Below are 18,576 nucleotides of genomic sequence, written 5' to 3'. Positions count from 1 at the left end.
AACAAGCAAGCACCGGGGCCGGTGGTCGGCAATTCGCCGACCACCGGCCCCGGTGTTGGTTGCTCCTACGCCCGACGTGATCAGACGTCGATGCTGTCCTTCGGAGCGCCTCCGCTCTGCGCCTGCGCCGCCTCGGCCGCCGCCTGCTTCTTCGAAGCCCGCAGACTGGTGATCGTGGTGACGATCAGGACGGCGCAGATCACGCCGAGCGAGACCGGAATGCTGATCTCGGGGACGTGCACCCCGGACTCGTGCAGCGCGTGCAGCACCAGCTTCACACCGATGAAGCCCAGGATGATCGACAGGCCGTAACTGAGGTGAACCAGTTTCCTCAGCAGGCCGCCGATGAGGAAGTACAGCTGGCGCAGACCCATCAGGGCGAACGCGTTGGCCGTGAAGACGATGTACGGGTCCTGCGTCAGGCCGAAGATCGCGGGGATGGAGTCGAGCGCGAACAGCACGTCCGTGGAGCCGATCGCGAGCATCACGACCAGCATCGGGGTCATGACCCGCTTGCCGTTCTCCTGGATCCACAGCTTGGTGCCGTGGTAGCGGTCGGCCACACCGAAGCGGCGCTCGGCGGCCTTGAGCAGCTTGTTCTCCTCCCAGTCCTCGTCCTCCTCGTCCGCCCGGGCCTCCTGGATGAGCTTCCAGGCGGTCCAGATGAGGAAGGCGCCGAAGATGTAGAAGACCCACGAGAAGCTGGCGAGGATCGCCGCGCCCGCGGCGATGAAGATGGCCCGCAGGACCAGGGCTATGAGGACACCGATCAGGAGGACGCGCTGCTGGTACTGCGAGGGCACCGCGAACTTCGCCATGATCAGGACGAAGACGAAGAGGTTGTCGACGCTCAGCGACTTCTCGGTGATGAAGCCCGCGAAGAACTCGCCGGCGGGCTGACCGCCGCCGAACATGAACAGGCCGAGCCCGAAGATCGCGGCCAGAACGATCCAGACGACCGTCCAGATCCCGGCTTCCTTGATCGATACGTCGTGCGGCTTGCGGCCGATGAAGAAGTCAACCGCGATCAGGGCGGCGAGCCCCACGATCGTCAGGACCCATAGGGTCACGGAAACATCCACTGCGCCTCCGGCAGTCGTAACGGCAAATGTCAGCGTCGTCGCTGCCGGAGGTCTCTTCCACCCAAGGATGGGCCGACGCCCCGGGATCTGGCCTGATCCGTATTGACGGGTACGCCGCAGCAGACAGGGAGTACTCCCCTCCGTGCCGATAACAGTACCGCAATCACCAAGAACAGGTAAAGCGCCTGGCAAAGGAAAGGCCAAAACTCCTGGTCACGCGACTTTACATATACTTGGTGCGGGCGGCCGCAACCTGGGTGAGCACCTGCTGGAGGACCTGACTGCCCGGCGGCACGAGCGAGGGTTCGTACGTCCAGGCATGACCGACCCACGGATCGGCGAGATGATCGTCGGGCACCGGTGTCAATCGCAGCAGCGAACGCCACAGCGGGTCGAGCAAAGGCCCGTACCCGGAGGACTCCTCGCGATCGGCCACCATCATCAGGTGGACGCCGAAGGCGGGACCCTCGTCCGCGAGGTAGCGCAGCTGGTTCACGGCCCGGTCGTCGAAGCCGTGCGGAAAGTCGTTGACGATCAGCAGTTGCTGTGAGGTGTCGAAACCGGGCGGCAGGGAGTCGGCGGCGCCTCCCCGTACCGCCATCTGCACCAGGTCGACCCGCTGGGTGAGCCGGGCCAGCACGTCCGCCACCCCTGCGGCGCCGAGCGCGGGCGGGGCCGCGAGCACCCCGGTCTGCACGAGGGGTACGAGCGGCTGCGCGCCCGAGCCCGCCGGGTCGATGACGTGGACGGTGAACTCCCCCGCCGGGTAGACGGCGAGCAGCCGCGCCGCGTGCGCGACCGCCGCTTCCATGGCGAAACGCCCCAGGGCGTGCGAGTCCGCGAACGAACCGCCGGACGACGTGGTCCGGCCGCTGTCGATCCACAGGCCGCGCTCCAGCGGCAGCCGGACCAGCATCGGGATGCGGATCCGGTCGGCCTCGGGGAGATGGAGGTCACCCAGGCGCAGGGCCATGGGGATCTCCATCGGCACCCGGTAGGCCTGCCAGACGGGGCTGTCCCAGCGGGCGTACGCCGGTGGGAGGGCCGGTTCGACGACCTCGGCCTCGGCCGTGAGCTGGGCGAGGTCCCGGTCGAGGGCCTCGGCGGCCTGGGCGACGAGCTGGGCGTGCCGGGCGCGGGCCGCCTCGCGGGCGGCGTCGCCCTGTCCGCCGATCCGGCTGCGCGGGTCGGACAGGACCTGTTCGAGCTCCTTGTCCATGCGGGACTCGGCGAAGTCGACGGCGCTGCGGTAGGCGGCGGTGCTGCGGGCCAGGTCCTCGAACATGCCCCACACCTGGTTGTAGAGCCGCTCGTCCATGGACCAGCCGGTCGCGTCGCCCGCGACGGGCTGGGCGGGCTGCCCGGCTTCGGCCGGGGGTGCGGTGGGCGGCGGCGGGGGCGGAGCGGCGTTCTGGCGGCGTGGGTGGCTGTAGTCGACCGGGCCGCCCGCAGTGGGCGTGGACGACTGCGTGACGGCGTCGGGGTCCGGCGCCGGGCCGGGATACGACGGCGTCTGCGGCGCGGGCTGCCCCGGCCCGCCGGGTTCCTGACCGCCGTACGGCGACATCGGTGGTGCCTGGCCCGGCTGAGGCGCGGTGCCGCCCTGGTCCGGGCCGAGGGCCGGGGCCGCCGCCTGCCGGGAGCGGTCGCCGCCCGCCGTGCGCGGCGGGGGCGCCTGCACCGAGCGGGCCAGCCCCCGGGCCACCGCGTCGTCGATGCTGCCGGCGAGCTGGTGGGCCTGGGGCAGCCCCTGGTCGGTGAGGAGTTCAGCGAGGCCGCCCGCGTAGCCCTGGCCGACAGCGCGCACCTTCCAGGCGCCCTGCCGGCGGTAGAGCTCCAGGGCGACGACCGCCGACTCGGCCTCCAGGCCGGTGATGGTGTAGCTGGCGATCTCGGCGCCGTCGAGGCCGGTGACGGCGACGAACGGGGCGGCCACGGCGCCGAAGCGGACCGGGCCCGCCCCGGCTGCGGGCAGGGCGAGCAGCACGCCGACACGGTGGACGGCCTCCGGCACGGCGTCCAGATCCACCGCGAGGCGATGGTCGGCGGCGGCCTGCCGGGAGACCTCAAGGCCCGGCTGGGTGGGTACGCCCGGGTGGGCGACCCACTCCACGCCGTGGATCCGGCCGTTCTCGTCACTGAGCGCGGCGGCGGCCACGATCGGCGTGCCGGCCGAGACCCGGATCTCGAGACGGGCCTGGGAGAGCGGGTGGTTCTGCCCCCGCACCAGCTCGGCCGTCATCGCCTTCTCCCCCTGTGTCGTTGTGTGGTGTCGTGTGCCGCTACCGGCCCGCCCCGGCCGGTAGCGGCCGAAGCCTCAGAGGACGGGCAGGATCGCCGGCATCAGGTCCTGGAAGGTACGGCCGTTGGCCGGGTTGCCCAGGGCCGTCAGCGTCCAGCCCGGGCCCGAGCGATGCACCTTGGCCATGATCTGGGCCGTGTACTGGCCGCCGCCGGCCAGGGTGTAGCGGGCGAGCTCCTGGCCGTTGGTCTCGTCGACCAGGCGGCAGAAGGCGTTCTGCACCTCCTGGAACGTCTGACCTGTGAAGGAGTTCACGGTGAAGACGATCTGGTCGATGTGGACCGGGACGCGCGACAGGTCGACGAGGATCGCCTCGTCGTCGCCGCCCTGGCCGACACCGCCGACGAGGTTGTCACCGGTGTGGCGCACCGAGCCGTCGTCGCTCACCAGGTGGCGGAAGAAGACGACGTCGACCGGCTGCTTGTCGGCGAACAGAACGGCCGAGGCGTCGAGGTCGACCTCGCGCGTACGCGAGCCGAACAGGCCGCGCCGGGGAGCCGCCTGCCAGCCGAGACCCATGCGCACCGCGGTCAGGCTGCCGCCGTCGTTCTTCTGCAGACTGATGGCCTGACCCTTGGTCATGTTGACGGTCACGCGCTGATCCCCTCTCGGACGTCCCCTGTTGCCGCGCAGTCGCGGTTGATCAGAACATTACGCAGGGGCACTGACAGTGACGTACCCCGGTCCGCACTTTGTGTCGGTCTTGCAACACTGCGCGTACGCGGTCCGCCGTCAGGCCAGGCCCGCCTCCTTCATCTGGCGCAGTTCCTTCTTCATCTCGGAGACCTCGTCGCGCAGCCGGGCCGCGATCTCGAACTGGAGATCCGCGGCGGCGGCCCGCATGCGTGCGGTGAGTTCCTCGATCTGCTCGCTGAGTTCGGCTGCGGGGCGGTCGGTCGGCACCGTCTCCTTGGCCTTGCCCTTGCCCCTGGCCGGCTTGGCGCCCTCGGCACCCCTGCCCAGGGAAGGCACGGGCGCCTTGGTGCCCCCGCCGTCCTTCTTCGCCTTGCGGTAGCCCGAGCCGAGCAGCTGTTCGGTGTCGATGTCCTCACGGGCGATCTGGGCGACGATGTCGTTGATCTTCTTGCGGAGGGGCTGGGGGTCGATGCCCCGCTCCTTGTTGTACGCGACCTGCTTCTCCCGGCGCCGGTTGGTCTCGTCGATGGCCTTCGCCATCGCCGGGGTGATCTTGTCCGCGTACATGTGGACCTGACCGGAGACGTTACGCGCGGCGCGGCCGATGGTCTGGATCAGGGAGGTGCCGGAGCGCAGGAAGCCCTCCTTGTCGGCGTCCAGGATCGCCACCAGGGACACCTCGGGCAGGTCGAGGCCCTCCCGCAGGAGGTTGATGCCGACCAGCACGTCGTATTCGCCGGCGCGCAGCTCACGCAGGAGTTCGACGCGGCGCAGGGTGTCGACGTCGCTGTGCAGGTAGCGCACCTGGATGCCCAGCTCCAGGAAGTAGTCCGTGAGGTCCTCGGCCATCTTCTTGGTGAGCGTGGTGACCAGGACGCGCTCGTCCTTCTCGGTGCGCTGCCGGATCTCGTGCACCAGGTCGTCGATCTGGCCCTCGGTGGGCTTGACGACGACTTCCGGATCGACGAGGCCGGTGGGGCGGATGATCTGCTCGACGACTCGGTCCGAGCGGGAGAGCTCGTAGGTGCCCGGGGTCGCCGACAGGTAGACCGTCTGGCCGATGCGCTCCTGGAACTCCTCCCACTTCAGCGGGCGGTTGTCCAGGGCGGAGGGCAGCCGGAAGCCGTGGTCGACGAGGGTGCGCTTGCGGGAGGCATCGCCCTCGTACATGGCGCCGATCTGCGGGACCGTGACGTGCGACTCGTCGATGACGAGGAGGAAGTCGTCCGGGAAGTAGTCCAGCAGGGTGTTGGGCGGGGAACCGGGCAGGCGGCCGTCGAAGTGCATCGAGTAGTTCTCCACGCCGGAGCAGGAGCCGATCTGGCGGAGCATCTCGATGTCGTACGTCGTGCGCATCCTGAGGCGCTGGGCCTCCAGGAGCTTGCCCTGCTTCTCCAGCTCCGCGAGGCGCTCGCCCAGCTCCTTCTCGATGTCGTTGATGGCCCGCTCCAGGCGCTCGGGCCCTGCGACGTAGTGGGAGGCCGGGAAGACGTACAACTGCTGGTCGTCGCTGATGATCTCGCCCGTGACCGGGTGCAGCGTGGACAGCGCCTCGATCTCGTCGCCGAACATCTCGATGCGGACGGCCAGCTCCTCGTAGACCGGGAAGATCTCGATGGTGTCGCCCCGGACGCGGAAGGTGCCCCGGGTGAAGGCCATGTCGTTGCGCGTGTACTGGATGTCCACGAAGCGGCGCAGCAGCTCGTCGCGGTCGTGTTCCTCGCCGACGCGGAGGGGGACCATGCGGTCCACGTACTCCTGCGGCGTACCGAGGCCGTAGATGCAGGAGACCGAGGCGACCACGACGACGTCGCGGCGGGTGAGCAGCGAGTTGGTCGCGGAGTGGCGCAGGCGCTCGACCTCCTCGTTGATCGAGGAGTCCTTCTCGATGTAGGTGTCCGACTGCGGGACGTAGGCCTCGGGCTGGTAGTAGTCGTAGTACGAGACGAAGTACTCGACCGCGTTGTTCGGGAGCAGCTCGCGGAACTCGTTCGCCAGCTGGGCGGCAAGCGTCTTGTTCGGTGCCATCACGAGCGTGGGGCGCTGGAGCTTCTCGATCATCCACGCTGTGGTGGCGGACTTGCCGGTGCCGGTCGCGCCCAGGAGGACGACGTCCTTCTCGCCTGCCTGGATGCGCTGGGCGAGCTCGGCGATGGCCGCCGGCTGGTCGCCGCTCGGCTGGTAGGGGCTGACGACCTCGAAGGGCGCCACCGTGCGTTCGATGTGGGAAACGGGCCGCATGGGATCCACCGTACGACCCCGCACTGACAACGGGCTCCGATCAGCGGTTCTGCGGGGTTCGGGGGCCGCGGTGCTCCACGGTGCGGCGGGGGCGGAGCCGCGGGCGCTGCGGGTTGTGGGCGGTGTGGGTGTGGGCCGGGATGCCGGGCCTTTGCTCGACGGCGACGACCGTGGACTTCCCCGTGACCATCAGCGGGTCGAACATCACCACGACGCCCGCGAGGAGGAGGAAGGCGAGCGGGCCGATCAGCATGGGCGCGAGCAGGGCCGCGGGCGACTCGCCCGCGGTGGGTTCGGCCGTGCCGTGCAGGTGGACGCTGAGGGCGGCCATGCCGGTGTAGTGCATGCCGCTGACGGCGAGTCCCATGACGAGGCTGGCACCCACGCTCCACAGGAGGCCCCTGACCTGGCCGGCCGCCCACAGGGCGGCGGTGGCGGCGGCCATGGCGATCGCGACGGAGATGCCGACGGTGAGCGTGTTGTACTCCAGCTTCCCGTCCAGGCTCATGCTGGCCATGCCGAGGTAGTGCATCGACGCGATGCCCAGGCCGGTGATGGTGCCGCCGGTGAACAGGGCCGTTCCGCGGGCTCCCTTGTAGCCGACGATGAAGATCCCGATGCCCACCATCACGATCGCGACGGCCAGGCTCGCGAAGGTCATCGGCTTGTCGTAGTGGATCGGGGTCCCGCGGATCGTGAACCCCATCATCGCGATGAAGTGCATGGTCCATATGCCGGAGCCGATGGCGGCCGAGCCGAGGGCGAGCCAGCCGGGGCGCCAGGACTGGGCGACGAGCATGGACCTGGTGGTGCAGCGCAGGCCCAGGGCGCCGCCGAGGCAGGCCATGAGGTAGGCCACCAGGGGTGTGACCAGGCCGTAGCTGAATCCGTCGACCGTGCCCTGCATGCGCGGCTGCCCTTCCCGCCCTTTGCGTCCCGGAATTCCTGATGTGCGCCCCCTCACAGGACCGCAGGCAGCGGTCAGGGTGGACGCAGAGAGTATGACCCCCACCGGAATGGTCGAACGACTCTCCGGCAAAGAAACACGCCCTTGCCTCAGTTGTGCGCTACCAGTGAGCGGAGTTGGGTCCTCTCCATTCAACGTGTGGCCATCCTGTACCCCTCTCGCGTTGACCCTCTGCTGTCAGAGTTGAGCTGTTTGTGACGCCGTGATCGCTCGACGCGAGGAGTACGTATGCACGCGCGCGCTGTTGCCGCCTCGACCACCGCGCTCCTGGGGACCGTCGCCCTCCTGCTCCCCACCTCCCCGGCACGGGCCGCCGACGGCGGCGGCTGGCCGCTGGTCATCGCACACCGGGGGGCCTCCGCGTACGCGCCCGAGAACACCCTGGCCGCCGTGGACAAGGCGGCCGAGCTGGGCATCCGCTGGGTGGAGAACGACGTGCAGCGGACCAGGGACGGTGAGCTCGTCGTCCTCCACGACGACAACCTGCGGCGCACCACCGACGTCGAGGAGGTCTTCCCCGACCGGGCTCCCTGGAAGGTGAAGGACTTCACCGCCGCCGAGATCGCCCGTCTCGACGCGGGCAGCTGGTTCGGCCCCGCGTACGCGGGCGCGCGCGTACCGACGCTGGAACAGTTCGTGAACCGCGTCGAGCGTCATCACCAGAAGCTTCTCCTGGAGATCAAGAACCCGGAGCTGTATCCGGGCATCGAGCGGCAGACGCTCAAGGTCCTCAGCAACGAGGGCTGGCTGGACCGGTCGCATCTGGCGGGGCGGCTGATCGTGCAGAGCTTCAGCGCGGACACCGTGCGGACGGTGCACGAGCTGAAGCCCGCCGTGAAGACCGGCTTCCTGGGCACGCCGCCCGTGTCGGACCTGCCGGGCTATGCCGGTTTCGCCGATCAGATCAACCCGTCGTACGGCTCGCTCTCCACGGCGTACGTGGCCTCCGTCCAGGCGTTCACCGGCCCGCACGGCAGGCCGCTGGAGGTCTTCACCTGGACGGTCGACGACGCGGCGACGGCCCAGCGGGTCGCCGGGTACGGGGTCGACGGGATCATCACGAACAAGCCGGATGTGGTGCGCGAGGCCGTGGACGGGTGAGGTCGGCCGGCTGCCGGTGGGCGGTCTGTCCGGCCGGGGCGGCGTTGTCAGTGGTCGGTCGTACGGTGGGCGCATGGACAGCCATGGGCAGGATGAGCAGCGGGTCGTGTGGGGCGTCGTCGACAGCGACATCGGCCCGCTGCTGCTGGCGGCGACCCGCGAGGGCCTGGTCAACGTGGTGTTCCACGCCGCGGACGCGGTGCGGGACCGGGCGGTCGAGCGGCTGGCGTCACGGCTCGGCACCGAGCCCGTCGAGGCGCCCGGCTCCCCGCTGCTGACCGAGGCGATACGTCAGGTCGAGGCGTACTTCGCGGGTGAGCGCCGGGACTTCGACCTGCCACTGGACTGGTCGCTGACCTCCGGCTTCAACCGGGAGGTCCTGCGCGAGCTGGCATCCGGTGTGCCGTGCGGCACGGTCGTCGGGTACGGCGATCTGGCCGGGCGGGTCGGACAGCCGGGCGCCGCCCAGGCCGTGGGCATGGCGATGGGCGCAAACCCGCTGCCGGTGGTGGTGCCCTGTCACCGGGTCGTCGAGAGCGACGGCGGCATCGGCGGCTTCGGGGGCGGGCTGGAGACCAAGCGGAAGCTGCTCGCCCTCGAAGGGGTGCTGCCCGAGCCGCTGTTCTGAGGCCGGCCTGGTCAGTCGTAGTGCCGCGCCTCGAAGACGTTGCCGTCCGGGTCACGGAAGTAGAAGCTGCGCGTGGCTTTGCCCCGGGCCCCGAAGGAGTCGTACGAGAGGTCCGACACCGGCACGGAGCGTTCCTCCAGGCGGCTGAGAAGGCTGTCGAAGTCGCCCCGGGGCAGTGACAGGCAGACGTGGTTGACGGGGTGCCCCGCGCTGTCGGCGGCGCCGGGCAGCATCGTCATGCGTTCCGTGAAGGTCAGCGGCATGAGGTCGAGGATGGTCTCGTCGTTGACGCGTACGGAGGGGAACGGCACCTCGCCGGCGGCGAACTCGGTGAGCCTGATCGTCTCCAGGCCGACGGCCTTCTCGTAGAAGTCGGCGGCGGCGACCGGGTCGCGTACCCAGAGGACGACGTGGTCGAGTCGTGGTGTGTTGTCCGTCATGCATCCAGGCTGGTGACCTCGCCGACAGCCCGCAAGGGGTTTGGCCCGGCGCGCCGCCCGCCAGAGATGAGGGAAGACCGACCGACAGGAGGCAGGCGCGTGGTGCTGGTGGTGTCAGAAGAAGTGCGGGAGGCGATCAACGCGCGTCGGCCCGTGGTGGCCCTGGAGTCCACGATCATCGCCCACGGGCTGCCGCGGCCACGCAACCTCCAGGTGGCACTGGAGCTGGAGACGGCCGTGCGGCAGGAGGGCGCGGTGCCCGCGACGATCGCCGTGCTGGACGGGCGGCCCCATGTCGGGCTGGACAAGGAGCAGCTGGAGCGGGTCGCGAACGAGGACGGCATCCGCAAGCTGGGCCACCGCGACCTGCCGCTCGCTACGGCCTCCGGGGCGAGCGGGGCGACCACGGTGTCGGCGACGGCGCTGCTCGCGGCGCTGGCGGGCGTACGCGTGTTCGCGACCGGTGGGCTCGGCGGGGTGCACCGGGAGTGGACGGTGACGCAGGACGAGTCGGCCGACCTGGGGCTGCTGGCGCGGACGCGGATCACCGTGGTGTGTGCCGGGGTGAAGTCGATCCTGGACGTTCCGGCGACCTTGCAGCGACTGGAGACACTGGGTGTCGCTGTGGCCGGGTACGGCACCGACCGGTTCCCCGGCTTCTATCTGTCCGACTCGGGTCATCCGGTGGACTGGACGCTGCGGACGCCGGAGCAGGTGGCGGGCGTCATGCGGGCCCAGGACGCCCTCGCCGGGCCGGAGTCGGCGCTGATCGTCGCCAACCCCGTCCCCGAGGAGGAGCAGCTCGATCCGGAGCTGCACGCGCGGGTGCTCGCCGACGCACTGAACGCGTGCGAGGAGGAGGGGATCACCGGCCAAGCGGTCACGCCCTTCCTGCTCGGCTACCTCGTACGGCACACCGACGGCGCCTCCCTGAGCGCCAATCTGGCGGCGGTCCGCGGCAATGTACGCCTGGCGGCGCGGATCGCGGCGGCCTGGGCACGGGGATGACGGGAGCTGGGACCGACCGCGGTGCGGTGGGCAGGGCCTGCTCGGCGGAGAGCGGAACCGGACCACCCGACATAGCAGCCGACTCGACGGAGAGCCGAACCCGACCACCCGACATAGCAGCCGACTCGACGGAGAGCCGAACCCGACCACCCGACATAGCAGCCGCCTCGACGGAGAGCGGGACACGCTCGGCGAAGGGCGCGGCCGGCTCATCCGAGGCCGCGGCGGGCTCGGCAGCGAGCGGGACGCGCTCGGCGCATAGTGGAACCGGCCGGGTGGAGGTCGCGCCGGGCTCGGCGGAGAGCAGAACCACCCCAGCGGAGGTCGCCGCGCGCTCGGCGGACGGTGGCGCGCTACTGGTCGTCGGGGACGTCATCACGGACGTCGTCGCGCGGTACGAGGGGCCGCTCGCGGCCGGTACGGACACGGTGGCCTCGATCCGGACGGTGCCGGGCGGGGCGGGCGCCAACGTGGCGTGCTGGGCCGCACACGGGGGCGCGGCGGAGGTGCGGCTGCTCGGGCGCGTGGGGGCGGAGGCAGTTGCCTGGCATGAGCGCGAGCTGGTGGCCCACGGCGTGCGTCCGCGACTCGTCGTCGACCCGCAGGCGCCGACCGGCACGGTGGTCTGCCTGGTGGACGGAGGCGCTTCGGCGGAGCGGACGTTCCTCACCGACAGCGGCGCGTCGTTGCGACTCGACCCCGGCGACTGGTCGGACGCGCTGCTCGACGGCGTGGCCCGGCTGCACCTGTCGGGCTACCTCCTGTTCTCCGAACCGAGTCGCTCCCTGGTGACGGTGGCTCTCAAAGCCGCACGCGCGCGTGGCGTGCCGGTGAGTCTGGACCCCGCGTCGGCCGGCTTCCTCGGTGAGCTGGGCGCCGGGCGGTTCCTCGCGCTCGTCGAGGGCGTGGACGTGCTGCTGCCCAGCCGGGACGAGGCGTGTCTGCTGACGGGGCTGACCGACGCGGCCGACGCGGCGGCCGAGCTGAGTCTGCGTGTTCCGCTGGTGGTCGCCAAGCAGGGGCACGAGGGGGCGCTCGTGGCCCGCTCGGGAAAGGTCTGCGCCCGCCTCCCCGCCGTACCGGCGACTCCACGGGACACCACGGGTGCCGGTGATGCCTTCACCGGCGCGTTCCTCGCCGCCCTGCTCGCGGGTGCCGGGCCGGAGGACGCGGCGGCGAAGGGCTGCCGGGCGGGTGCGAGGGCGGTGGAACGGATGGGTGGCAGACCGCCCCTGCCCGGCTGATGTCCGGCGCTCCGCAAGCCCCCTGGCTACTGCTTGCGTCCCCACGCCGAGATCATCGGAGCCGTCGTCAGATCCAGGACACCGGACGTGACGTTCGCGAGATGCCGGTCGATGTCCTGGTCCGTGGCGAGGCCCGCGGTGACCAACTGGTCGCGGATCTGACGGATCGTGATGGCCTCCAGGGCGGCGCAGGCCGGCGAGCCGACGGGGAAGTAGGCGTCGGCGTGCACGCGGGTCAGGCCGGCTTCCCGGAGCAGCCGCGGGAGGATGCGGCCGCAGGGGAGGTCGGTCCCGCGGTCGGCGAGCAGTCTGCGGAAGCCGTGCCGCAGCCGGTTCGCGAGCTGCTGCTCGGGGCCGTACTCGTCGGGGCAGAGCAGCGGCTGGAGGGCGGGGTCGGCGTCCTCGACCAGGATGCGTCCGCCGGGGCGCAGCGCCTGGACCATGGACCGCAGCGCCTGTGCCCGGTCGGTCACGTGGACGAGGGCGAGACGGGCGTGCACCAGGTCGAAGTTCTCCCCCGGCGGCTCATGGGCGCCGAGGTCGTGCACGCGCACCTCGACGGGCTGCCGGGCAGCGGGTGCGAGCCGTGAGGTGTCGGTGGCGGTCGCGACGACACGTCCGGTCGGGCCGACCTTCTTCGCCAGCCAGGACACCACGGAGGTGCCGCCGGCTCCGACCTCCCAGCACCGCCAGCCGAATCCGATGCCGAGCGCTTCGAGATGCCGGAACGTCGTGGGATCGAAGAGAGCGGCGAAGGCGCTGAAGTGCTCTGCCGCCTCGGTCTGCCGGTTGTCGAGGAGGTGCCCATCGGTTCGCGTCATGCCGCGATCATCCCAGTTGCCCGACTTGTCCGCGACGGCTGACGCTCCGGTACGGAGAGTCGACGCTCCCCTGCGGAGAGCCGCACGGCCCCGTACAGAGAACCGCCGGCCCCGTACAGAGACCGCACGGCCCCGGCACGCGTCGATGTCTCGGGGCGACGGACCCGGCGGGAACCATTCGAACCTGGCGGGAGCCCCTCGACCCCGGCGGGAGCCTCTCGGTCACGGCGGGAGCCCCTCGCGGCCGGGAACCACCTCATCCACAGCCGGGAACAAAGCGGAACGAGCCGTTTCCACAGGCTTACTCGCAGCTCACGTCGGCCTGGCAGACTGACGAACCAAGGCGCGGGACGGCGCGCGGAGCTCCACGCAAGGAGATGCAGATGTCCATGGCAGGGAATCTGCGGAAGGTCACGAGCCTCGGCGGGGTCGGCGGCCTCCGCAAGGTGGCTCGGCTGGCTCGGCGGCGCCCGCGCGTCGACCTGAGTCACCCCGCCCGCTCCCCGCTGGGCTCCTCGGTGGTGAACTGCGTGACGTACCGGGACGGTGTCCGCACCGCTGCGCGCGGCGATCTGGTGGACGCCGTGGAGTCGGTGCGCAAGAAGGGCGAGGGCTTCGTCTGGCTCGGCCTGCACGAGCCGACCGACCGGGAGTTCGCGGGCATCGCCGAGCTCTTCGACCTGCACCCCCTGGCCGTGGAGGACGCCGTCGAGGCCCACCAGCGCCCCAAGCTGGAGCACTACGACGAGACGCTCTTCGCGGTTTTCAAAACGGTCTGCTACGTCGAGCACGAGGAGCTCACGGCCACCAGCGAGGTGGTGAACACCGGCGAGATCATGGTCTTCGTCGGCAAGGACTTCGTGATCACGGTGCGTCACGGCCGGCACGGTTCGCTGGGCCCACTGCGCGAGGAGCTGGAGTCCGATCCCCATCAACTGGCGAAAGGCCCGTCCGCGGTGCTGCACGCGATCGCGGACCATGTGGTGGACGACTACCTGACCGTCACGGACTCGGTGCACGCGGACATCGACCAGGTCGAGACGGACGTGTTCGCGGAGACCGGCGCGCGGGTGGACCCGGGGCGCATCTACCAGCTCAAGCGTGAACTCCTGGAGCTGAAGCGGGCGGTGGCGCCGCTCAGCCGGCCGCTGGAGGATCTCGCCACGCGGCCGATCCGGGCGGTCGACCCGGAGATACAGGCGTACTTCCGCGATGTCTCGGACCACCTGCTGCGGGCGAAGGAGCAGATCGCCGCCTTCGACGAGCTGCTCAACTCCATCCTCCAGGCGCACCTCGCGCAGGTCACGGTCGCGCAGAACGAGGACATGCGGAAGATCACGGCGTGGGCCGCGATCATCGCCGTGCCGACGATGGTGTGCGGGGTGTACGGCATGAACTTCGACCACATGCCGGAGCTGCACTGGCGATACGGCTACGGCATGGTCATCGGCGTGATATCCGTCGCGTGCCTGACGCTGTACCGGGGGTTCCGGCGCAGCGGCTGGCTCTGACGAGGGCCGTGCCCCGCGGGGCCGGGTCGGAGTGATGCGCGGTCAGCGCGGGGTGGTCCTGGCGTAGACGCTCTCGGCCCAGGAGGCGATCTGGTCGCCCGCCAGATGCCGGGCCAGGTCGGCTTCGCTGATCATGCCGACCAGGCGCTTGTCCCGGATGACGGGCAGCCGGCGGATCTGGTGCTCCTGCATCTCGTGGAGCACCTCGCCGACATCGGCGTCCGCGTCGATCCAGCGAGGCGTGCCCTTGGCCATCTCGCCCGCGGTGACCTCGGCGGGGTCGTGGCCCAGGGCGACGCAGCCGACGACGATGTCGCGGTCGGTGAGGATGCCGCAGAGCCGCTCGTTCTCGTCGCTGATGGGCAGGGCGCCGACGTTCAGTTCGCGCATGAGCTGGGCCGCGCGGTCGAGGGTTTCGTGGGCGGGGATCCACTGGGCGCCGCGGTGCATGATGTCTCCGGCGGTGGTCATGAAGTACCTCCCGGTGCCGGACGGCCGGCGCGGCGCGGGAGGCACCGCGAGTCCCGGCGCCCTTCATTCTCGTCGCGTCACCCGGCGCCCGCACACGGAACAGCGCTCCGGGCCCGCGGCAGCCGGACCACCATCGGGATGCGACCCGGCAGCGGCTCAGCCGCCCCACGCCGGATGGCGCGGATCATCGGCCCGCACCAGGACGTCGGCCGTGCCCACCGGGTCGGTCTCCTGCTCGTAGCGCTCGAAGGCCGGCAGGGTCCAGTGCTCGGCCTCGGGCGTGCGGCGGCGCAGGGCGCCCGGGGAGAGCAGGACATGAACGCTCAGATCGAAGGGGAACCAGTGCCGAAGGAGGAAGGGCCCGTGCAGCAACAGCACACCACCGGGCGGGAGTTGGACATAGGAGCTGCGGGTGGCCCGGTCGGCGGCCGGGTCCCACAGGTCCGGCAGGACGCGGCCGTCGCCGCCGGCTTCGAGGGGGCCGAACACCTCGCGCCACAGGGCGTTGGTGTCGTACCAGCCGCTGTAGTAGGACTCCACGTCCCGGTGGCCGTACTCCAGTCGCACGGAGGCGGGGCGCAGGAAGCCCTCCGTGCCCACGACGAGGGAGGAGCGGCCGCGTATGCGCAGCGCCTCGGAGACACACTGGGCGAGGTCTCCCGGGCGGGCGGCCGGGGCGCCGTCGAAGGCGATGCGCGGCCAGGGACTGCCGTCGGCGGGCTTCAGGTCGAGCAGGCGCTCGGCGAGCAGGTCGCCGAGCCGGTCCCAGGTGATCGCTTCGAGTCGCACACGGCCCATGATGCGCCAGGCCGCGGCAGGACGTGTCAGGCCGGCGAGCGCCACAGGCACCGGGGAGGGGGCGGCAGGACGAGAGGCGCCGCGATCGGCGGGGTCTCCTCCTGCGGATGCAGTGCGCGCCGCCGCCGGCGGGAATGGACCCCCTATGGTCCATGAACCCCCTGTGGCCCCGGAACCCCGTACGGTCCCGCGCGCGACGCTCCCGTCCCCCACCGGACTTCTCGTCTTCCAGCCCCTCAGGCGGCGGCACTGCGCCGAGTGCCGGCGAGGGCCGCTGCCGCTGCTCGTCCTCGAGGACGGTGTCCCGCGCTGCCTCGACTGTGCCGACCTCGGGCATCTGGTGTTCCTGCCGAGCGGCGACACCGCGCTGACGCGCAGATCGCGGGAGGAGAGCGCGCTGTCAGCCGTGGTCGTGCGGTTCAACCGGCGCAAGAGCCGATACGAGCGGCAGGGCGTTCTGGTCGAGGAGGCGGCGCTCGCGAGGGCCGAGCAGCGGTGCCTCGCGGACGCCGAGGCGCGACGGCGGCGCCGCGTCCGGGACGCGCGGCGGCGGGCGGCTCAGGACGCCCTGTTCACTCAGGCGTTCGCGACGGAGATACGGCGGCTGTTCCCCGGATGCCCGGCCGACCGTGCGCGTTCCATCGCCGCGCACGCCTCGGAGCGGGGCAGCGGGCGGGTGGGGCGCAGCGCGGCCGGGCGGGCGCTGACGGAGGGGGCGGTGACCTCGGCGGTCGTGGCGTCCGTACGGCATCTGGACACGCCGTACGACCGGCTGCTGATGAGCGGGGTGCCGCGGCACGAGGCGCGGCGGCGGATCGCGGCGGCGGTGGAGACGGTGCTGAGGGGGTGGACCGAGGCGGGGCTCGGTTCCGCCGGATGATCCGGTCCGGGGCCGGGGCCAGCGGCGCCACCGTAAGGCCGGAGGTTCGCTTTCTCGGCAGGTCGCCACGACATGCGGCCGGAGGTTCGCCCCTCTCAGCAGGTCGCCGCGGCAGCGCGGCCGGTCGGCCATACGGTCGCGCTCGCGTGCCGGGTGGCCGCCGACTCCTGGCCCCGGACCTCGGTGGACCGTGGCCATACGCGTACGGCCCCGCGCCGCTCGGCCATGGTCACTGCTCGTACGGAATTTCACTTGTGGTGAGGAAGGGTGCCGGGGCAGGATCCCGGCTCAACGGGTGGGAGAGGCTGACATGATCGACGGACCGTACTTCGCGCTGACGGTGCTGGGTGTGCTCGGGACCGGCCTGGTGGCCGGGGTGTTCTGTGGCTTCTCGACCTTCGTCATGCGGGGCCTCGCCACGCTGCCGCCCGCGCAGGGGGTCGCCGCGATGAACGCGATCAACGTGGCCGCCGTGACACCGCCCTTCATGGTCGTGTTCCTCGGGTCGGCAGTGCTGTGCGCGGTGATCGCCGTGGTGACGTTCGTGCTGTGGCCGGACGAGGGGACCGTGGAGCTGCTGGTGGGCAGCGCGCTGTACCTGTTCGGCTCGTTCGGGCTCACCATGGTCGCGAATGTGCCGCGCAACGACGCGCTGGCCGGGCTGGAGCCGGGCACGCCGGAGGCGGCCGCGTACTGGCCGGCGTATGTGCGCGAGTGGACGATGTGGAACCACGTCCGCACGGCCGCCTCGGCCGGTGCGGCGGTGGCGTACGTGCTGGCACTCACCTGAGCACGACGGCAGACGCTGTCCCGCCCTTCTGCGGGCGCGGCCGCCCCCTGCGGGTGGGCCGCCGCGGACGTATCGTGGCCGGAAGGAGTGCCGCCCGGCGACGCTCGGCCTGTCACACGCACGCAAGGAAGACGGCCATGGCCGACCCCAAGGGTTTCATGACCACCCCCCGCCAGGACTGGCCGCGCAGGCCCGTCGAGGAGCGGGTCCGGGACTGGGACGAGGTGTACGCCCCCGGGGCACTGCTGCCGATCATCAGCAAGCAGGCCGACCGCTGCATGGACTGCGGCATCCCCTTCTGTCACGAGGCCTGCCCGCTGGGCAACCTGATCCCCGAGTGGAACGACCTGGTGTCGAGGGAGGACTGGCGGGCGGCCGCGGATCGGCTGCACGCCACGAACAACTTCCCGGAGTTCACCGGCCGGTTGTGCCCGGCGCCGTGCGAGGCGGGGTGTGTGCTGGCGATCAACCAGCCGGCCGTCACCATCAAGAACGTCGAGTGCGCGATCGCCGACCGGGCGTGGGAGGAGGGCTTCGCGCCGTCGAGGCCGCCGGAGCGGCTGTCCGGCAAGACGGTCGCGGTGATCGGTTCGGGGCCCACCGGGCTGGCCGCGGCCCAGCAGCTGACCCGGGCCGGGCACACGGTCGCCGTGTACGAGAGGGACGACCGGCTCGGCGGGCTGATGCGGTACGGCATCCCCACGTTCAAGATGGAGAAGCACCATCTGGAGCGGCGGCTGGAGCAGATGCGGGCCGAGGGGACCAAGTTCCGTACGTCGATGGTGGTCGGGCGGGACATCAAGGCCGATGACCTGCGGACTCGCTACGACGCCGTGGTGCTCGCCACGGGGGCGACCGCGTGGCGCGAACTCGGCGTGCCGGGGCGGGAGCTGACGGGCATTCACCAGGCGATGGAGTATCTCCCGCTGGCCAACCGGGTGTGCGAGGGCGATCTGGAGACGTCCCCGCTGTCGGCCGCCGGGAAGCATGTCGTCATCGTCGGCGGCGGCGACACCGGGGCCGACTGCCTGGGCACGGCCGTCCGGGAGGGCGCCGCGTCCGTGACCCAGTTGGACATCTACGCGCTGCCGGACACCGAGCGTGACGAGGACACCGAGCCCTGGCCGACGTATCCGTTGCGGGTCTACCGGCTGTCCGCCGCGCACGAAGAGGCCCGTGACCTGCGGACGGCTCCGGCGGCCGACGCGGACGCGCGGCTCTTCGCGGCGTCCACGCTGCGCTTCGACGGTGACGCGGCGGGCCATGTGCGGTCACTGCACCTGGTCGAGGTGGACGCGCGGCGCCGCCCGGTGGAAGGCACCGGGCGGATGCTCCCCGCCGACCTCGTGCTGCTCGCCCTCGGCTTCTCCGGGCCCGACCGGAAGGACGGACTCGTCGACCAGCTGGGGCTGGAGCTGGAGCCCCGCGGCACGATCGCGCGTGACGCCGGTTTCGCCACGAACGTGCCCGGCGTGTTCGCCGCGGGGGACGCCGCCCGGGGCCAGTCGCTCATCGTCTGGGCGATCGCCGAGGGGCGGGCGGTGGCGGCGGCGGTCGACCGCCACCTGACGGGCAGTTCGAGGCTGCCGTCACCGATCGGGCCGTACGACCGGCCCATGGCGGTGTAGAAACGTCGCGCCTTCCGAGACGCCGGAG

At 71.3% G+C, this 18,576-nt stretch carries 17 protein-coding genes; 8 read left to right on the top strand and 9 right to left on the bottom strand.

From position 1 onward, the window contains the following. Positions 1 to 80: 80 nt before the first annotated feature. The 5 genes from AOQ53_RS30490 to AOQ53_RS30470 form a co-directional block, all read right to left on the bottom strand. Positions 81 to 1,082 (bottom strand): TerC/Alx family metal homeostasis membrane protein, encoded by a 1,002-nt coding sequence (locus AOQ53_RS30490; RefSeq protein WP_059422158.1) that lies wholly within the window; start codon positions 1,080 to 1,082, stop codon positions 81 to 83. Positions 1,083 to 1,305: 223 nt separating this feature from the next. Beyond that, positions 1,306 to 3,324 carry a TerD family protein gene (locus AOQ53_RS30485; protein WP_059422156.1) on the bottom strand — a complete coding sequence of 673 codons (2,019 nt, stop codon included), beginning with the start codon at positions 3,322 to 3,324 and terminating at the stop codon, positions 1,306 to 1,308. A 75-nt stretch (positions 3,325 to 3,399) separates the two neighbouring features. Continuing rightward, entirely contained in the window at positions 3,400 to 3,978 is a 579-nt protein-coding gene (locus tag AOQ53_RS30480; protein WP_059422155.1) for a TerD family protein, read from the bottom strand. 138 nt (positions 3,979 to 4,116) lie between these two features. Further along, positions 4,117 to 6,261: an excinuclease ABC subunit UvrB gene (gene uvrB, locus AOQ53_RS30475; RefSeq protein ID WP_059422153.1), complete on the bottom strand. Its 2,145-nt coding sequence runs from the start codon at positions 6,259 to 6,261 to the stop codon at positions 4,117 to 4,119. 40 nt (positions 6,262 to 6,301) lie between these two features. Next, positions 6,302 to 7,168, bottom strand: a complete 867-nt coding sequence (locus AOQ53_RS30470; protein ID WP_059422152.1) for an MHYT domain-containing protein — start codon at positions 7,166 to 7,168, stop codon at positions 6,302 to 6,304. Between the two features lie 288 nt (positions 7,169 to 7,456). Here AOQ53_RS30470 and AOQ53_RS30465 point away from each other — a divergent pair, with 288 nt between their 5' ends. Then, complete coding sequence (locus AOQ53_RS30465; RefSeq protein ID WP_059422151.1) at positions 7,457 to 8,329, top strand: glycerophosphodiester phosphodiesterase; 873 nt, start codon at positions 7,457 to 7,459, stop codon at positions 8,327 to 8,329. A gap of 73 nt (positions 8,330 to 8,402) precedes the next feature. Further along, the gene (locus tag AOQ53_RS30460; protein ID WP_059422149.1) at positions 8,403 to 8,957 is read left to right on the top strand and encodes a methylated-DNA--[protein]-cysteine S-methyltransferase; all 555 of its coding nucleotides are present in this window, start codon (positions 8,403 to 8,405) and stop codon (positions 8,955 to 8,957) included. Between the two features lie 11 nt (positions 8,958 to 8,968). On the opposite strand, the gene AOQ53_RS30455 is transcribed toward AOQ53_RS30460, so the two are convergent. Further along, positions 8,969 to 9,397, bottom strand: coding sequence for a VOC family protein (locus AOQ53_RS30455; RefSeq protein WP_059422148.1), 429 nt, complete (start codon positions 9,395 to 9,397; stop codon positions 8,969 to 8,971). 102 nt (positions 9,398 to 9,499) lie between these two features. Between AOQ53_RS30455 and AOQ53_RS30450 the strand changes: the two genes are divergently transcribed. Beyond that, entirely contained in the window at positions 9,500 to 10,405 is a 906-nt protein-coding gene (locus tag AOQ53_RS30450; protein ID WP_078945578.1) for a pseudouridine-5'-phosphate glycosidase, read from the top strand. Positions 10,406 to 10,761: 356 nt separating this feature from the next. Next, on the top strand, positions 10,762 to 11,649 hold the full coding sequence (locus AOQ53_RS30445) for a carbohydrate kinase family protein (RefSeq protein WP_059422188.1): 888 nt from the start codon (positions 10,762 to 10,764) through the stop codon (positions 11,647 to 11,649). A gap of 26 nt (positions 11,650 to 11,675) precedes the next feature. Here AOQ53_RS30445 and AOQ53_RS30440 read toward each other — a convergent pair whose 3' ends face one another. Then, positions 11,676 to 12,470: a methyltransferase domain-containing protein gene (locus AOQ53_RS30440; protein ID WP_059422146.1), complete on the bottom strand. Its 795-nt coding sequence runs from the start codon at positions 12,468 to 12,470 to the stop codon at positions 11,676 to 11,678. 383 nt (positions 12,471 to 12,853) lie between these two features. On the opposite strand from AOQ53_RS30440, the gene corA reads away from it, so the two are divergent. Next, positions 12,854 to 13,981 carry a magnesium/cobalt transporter CorA gene (gene corA, locus AOQ53_RS30435; protein ID WP_059422145.1) on the top strand — a complete coding sequence of 376 codons (1,128 nt, stop codon included), beginning with the start codon at positions 12,854 to 12,856 and terminating at the stop codon, positions 13,979 to 13,981. 42 nt (positions 13,982 to 14,023) lie between these two features. Here corA and AOQ53_RS30430 read toward each other — a convergent pair whose 3' ends face one another. Then, on the bottom strand, positions 14,024 to 14,452 hold the full coding sequence (locus AOQ53_RS30430; RefSeq protein ID WP_059422143.1) for a CBS domain-containing protein: 429 nt from the start codon (positions 14,450 to 14,452) through the stop codon (positions 14,024 to 14,026). A gap of 156 nt (positions 14,453 to 14,608) precedes the next feature. Then, positions 14,609 to 15,250, bottom strand: a complete 642-nt coding sequence (locus AOQ53_RS30425; RefSeq protein ID WP_174523371.1) for a nucleoside/nucleotide kinase family protein — start codon at positions 15,248 to 15,250, stop codon at positions 14,609 to 14,611. Positions 15,251 to 15,413: 163 nt separating this feature from the next. Here AOQ53_RS30425 and AOQ53_RS30420 point away from each other — a divergent pair, with 163 nt between their 5' ends. The 3 genes from AOQ53_RS30420 (at position 15,414) to AOQ53_RS30410 (ending at position 18,548) form a co-directional block, all read left to right on the top strand. Then, a complete protein-coding gene (locus AOQ53_RS30420) occupies positions 15,414 to 16,130 on the top strand; it encodes a DUF2293 domain-containing protein (protein ID WP_099054726.1) in 717 nt (238 codons plus the stop codon). Between the two features lie 310 nt (positions 16,131 to 16,440). Next, the gene (locus AOQ53_RS30415) at positions 16,441 to 16,920 is read left to right on the top strand and encodes an anthrone oxygenase family protein (RefSeq protein ID WP_059422141.1); all 480 of its coding nucleotides are present in this window, start codon (positions 16,441 to 16,443) and stop codon (positions 16,918 to 16,920) included. Positions 16,921 to 17,057: 137 nt separating this feature from the next. Then, on the top strand, positions 17,058 to 18,548 hold the full coding sequence (locus AOQ53_RS30410; RefSeq protein ID WP_059422140.1) for a glutamate synthase subunit beta: 1,491 nt from the start codon (positions 17,058 to 17,060) through the stop codon (positions 18,546 to 18,548). Positions 18,549 to 18,576: the final 28 nt, after the last annotated feature.

The sequence above is a fragment of the Streptomyces azureus genome (genome assembly GCF_001270025.1).
GTDB lineage: Bacteria > Actinomycetota > Actinomycetes > Streptomycetales > Streptomycetaceae > Streptomyces > Streptomyces azureus.
Note: the sequence above shows the minus strand (reverse complement) of the source record. Positions and strands in the feature narration are given on the sequence as shown.

Excerpts from the sequence above, each read along its gene's own strand:
- AOQ53_RS30465 (WP_059422151.1), top strand. The coding sequence starts at position 7,457 with ATGCACGCGCGCGCTGTTGCCGCCTCGACCACCGCGCTCCTGGGGACC.
- AOQ53_RS30485 (WP_059422156.1), bottom strand. The coding sequence starts at position 3,324 with ATGACGGCCGAGCTGGTGCGGGGGCAGAACCACCCGCTCTCCCAGGCC.
- AOQ53_RS30470 (WP_059422152.1), bottom strand. The coding sequence starts at position 7,168 with ATGCAGGGCACGGTCGACGGATTCAGCTACGGCCTGGTCACACCCCTG.
- AOQ53_RS30440 (WP_059422146.1), bottom strand. The coding sequence starts at position 12,470 with ATGACGCGAACCGATGGGCACCTCCTCGACAACCGGCAGACCGAGGCG.
- AOQ53_RS30430 (WP_059422143.1), bottom strand. The coding sequence starts at position 14,452 with ATGACCACCGCCGGAGACATCATGCACCGCGGCGCCCAGTGGATCCCC.
- AOQ53_RS30425 (WP_174523371.1), bottom strand. The coding sequence starts at position 15,250 with ATGGGCCGTGTGCGACTCGAAGCGATCACCTGGGACCGGCTCGGCGAC.
- AOQ53_RS30410 (WP_059422140.1), top strand. The coding sequence starts at position 17,058 with ATGGCCGACCCCAAGGGTTTCATGACCACCCCCCGCCAGGACTGGCCG.
- corA (WP_059422145.1), top strand. The coding sequence starts at position 12,854 with ATGTCCATGGCAGGGAATCTGCGGAAGGTCACGAGCCTCGGCGGGGTC.
- uvrB (WP_059422153.1), bottom strand. The coding sequence starts at position 6,261 with ATGCGGCCCGTTTCCCACATCGAACGCACGGTGGCGCCCTTCGAGGTC.
- AOQ53_RS30415 (WP_059422141.1), top strand. The coding sequence starts at position 16,441 with ATGATCGACGGACCGTACTTCGCGCTGACGGTGCTGGGTGTGCTCGGG.
- AOQ53_RS30455 (WP_059422148.1), bottom strand. The coding sequence starts at position 9,397 with ATGACGGACAACACACCACGACTCGACCACGTCGTCCTCTGGGTACGC.
- AOQ53_RS30460 (WP_059422149.1), top strand. The coding sequence starts at position 8,403 with ATGGACAGCCATGGGCAGGATGAGCAGCGGGTCGTGTGGGGCGTCGTC.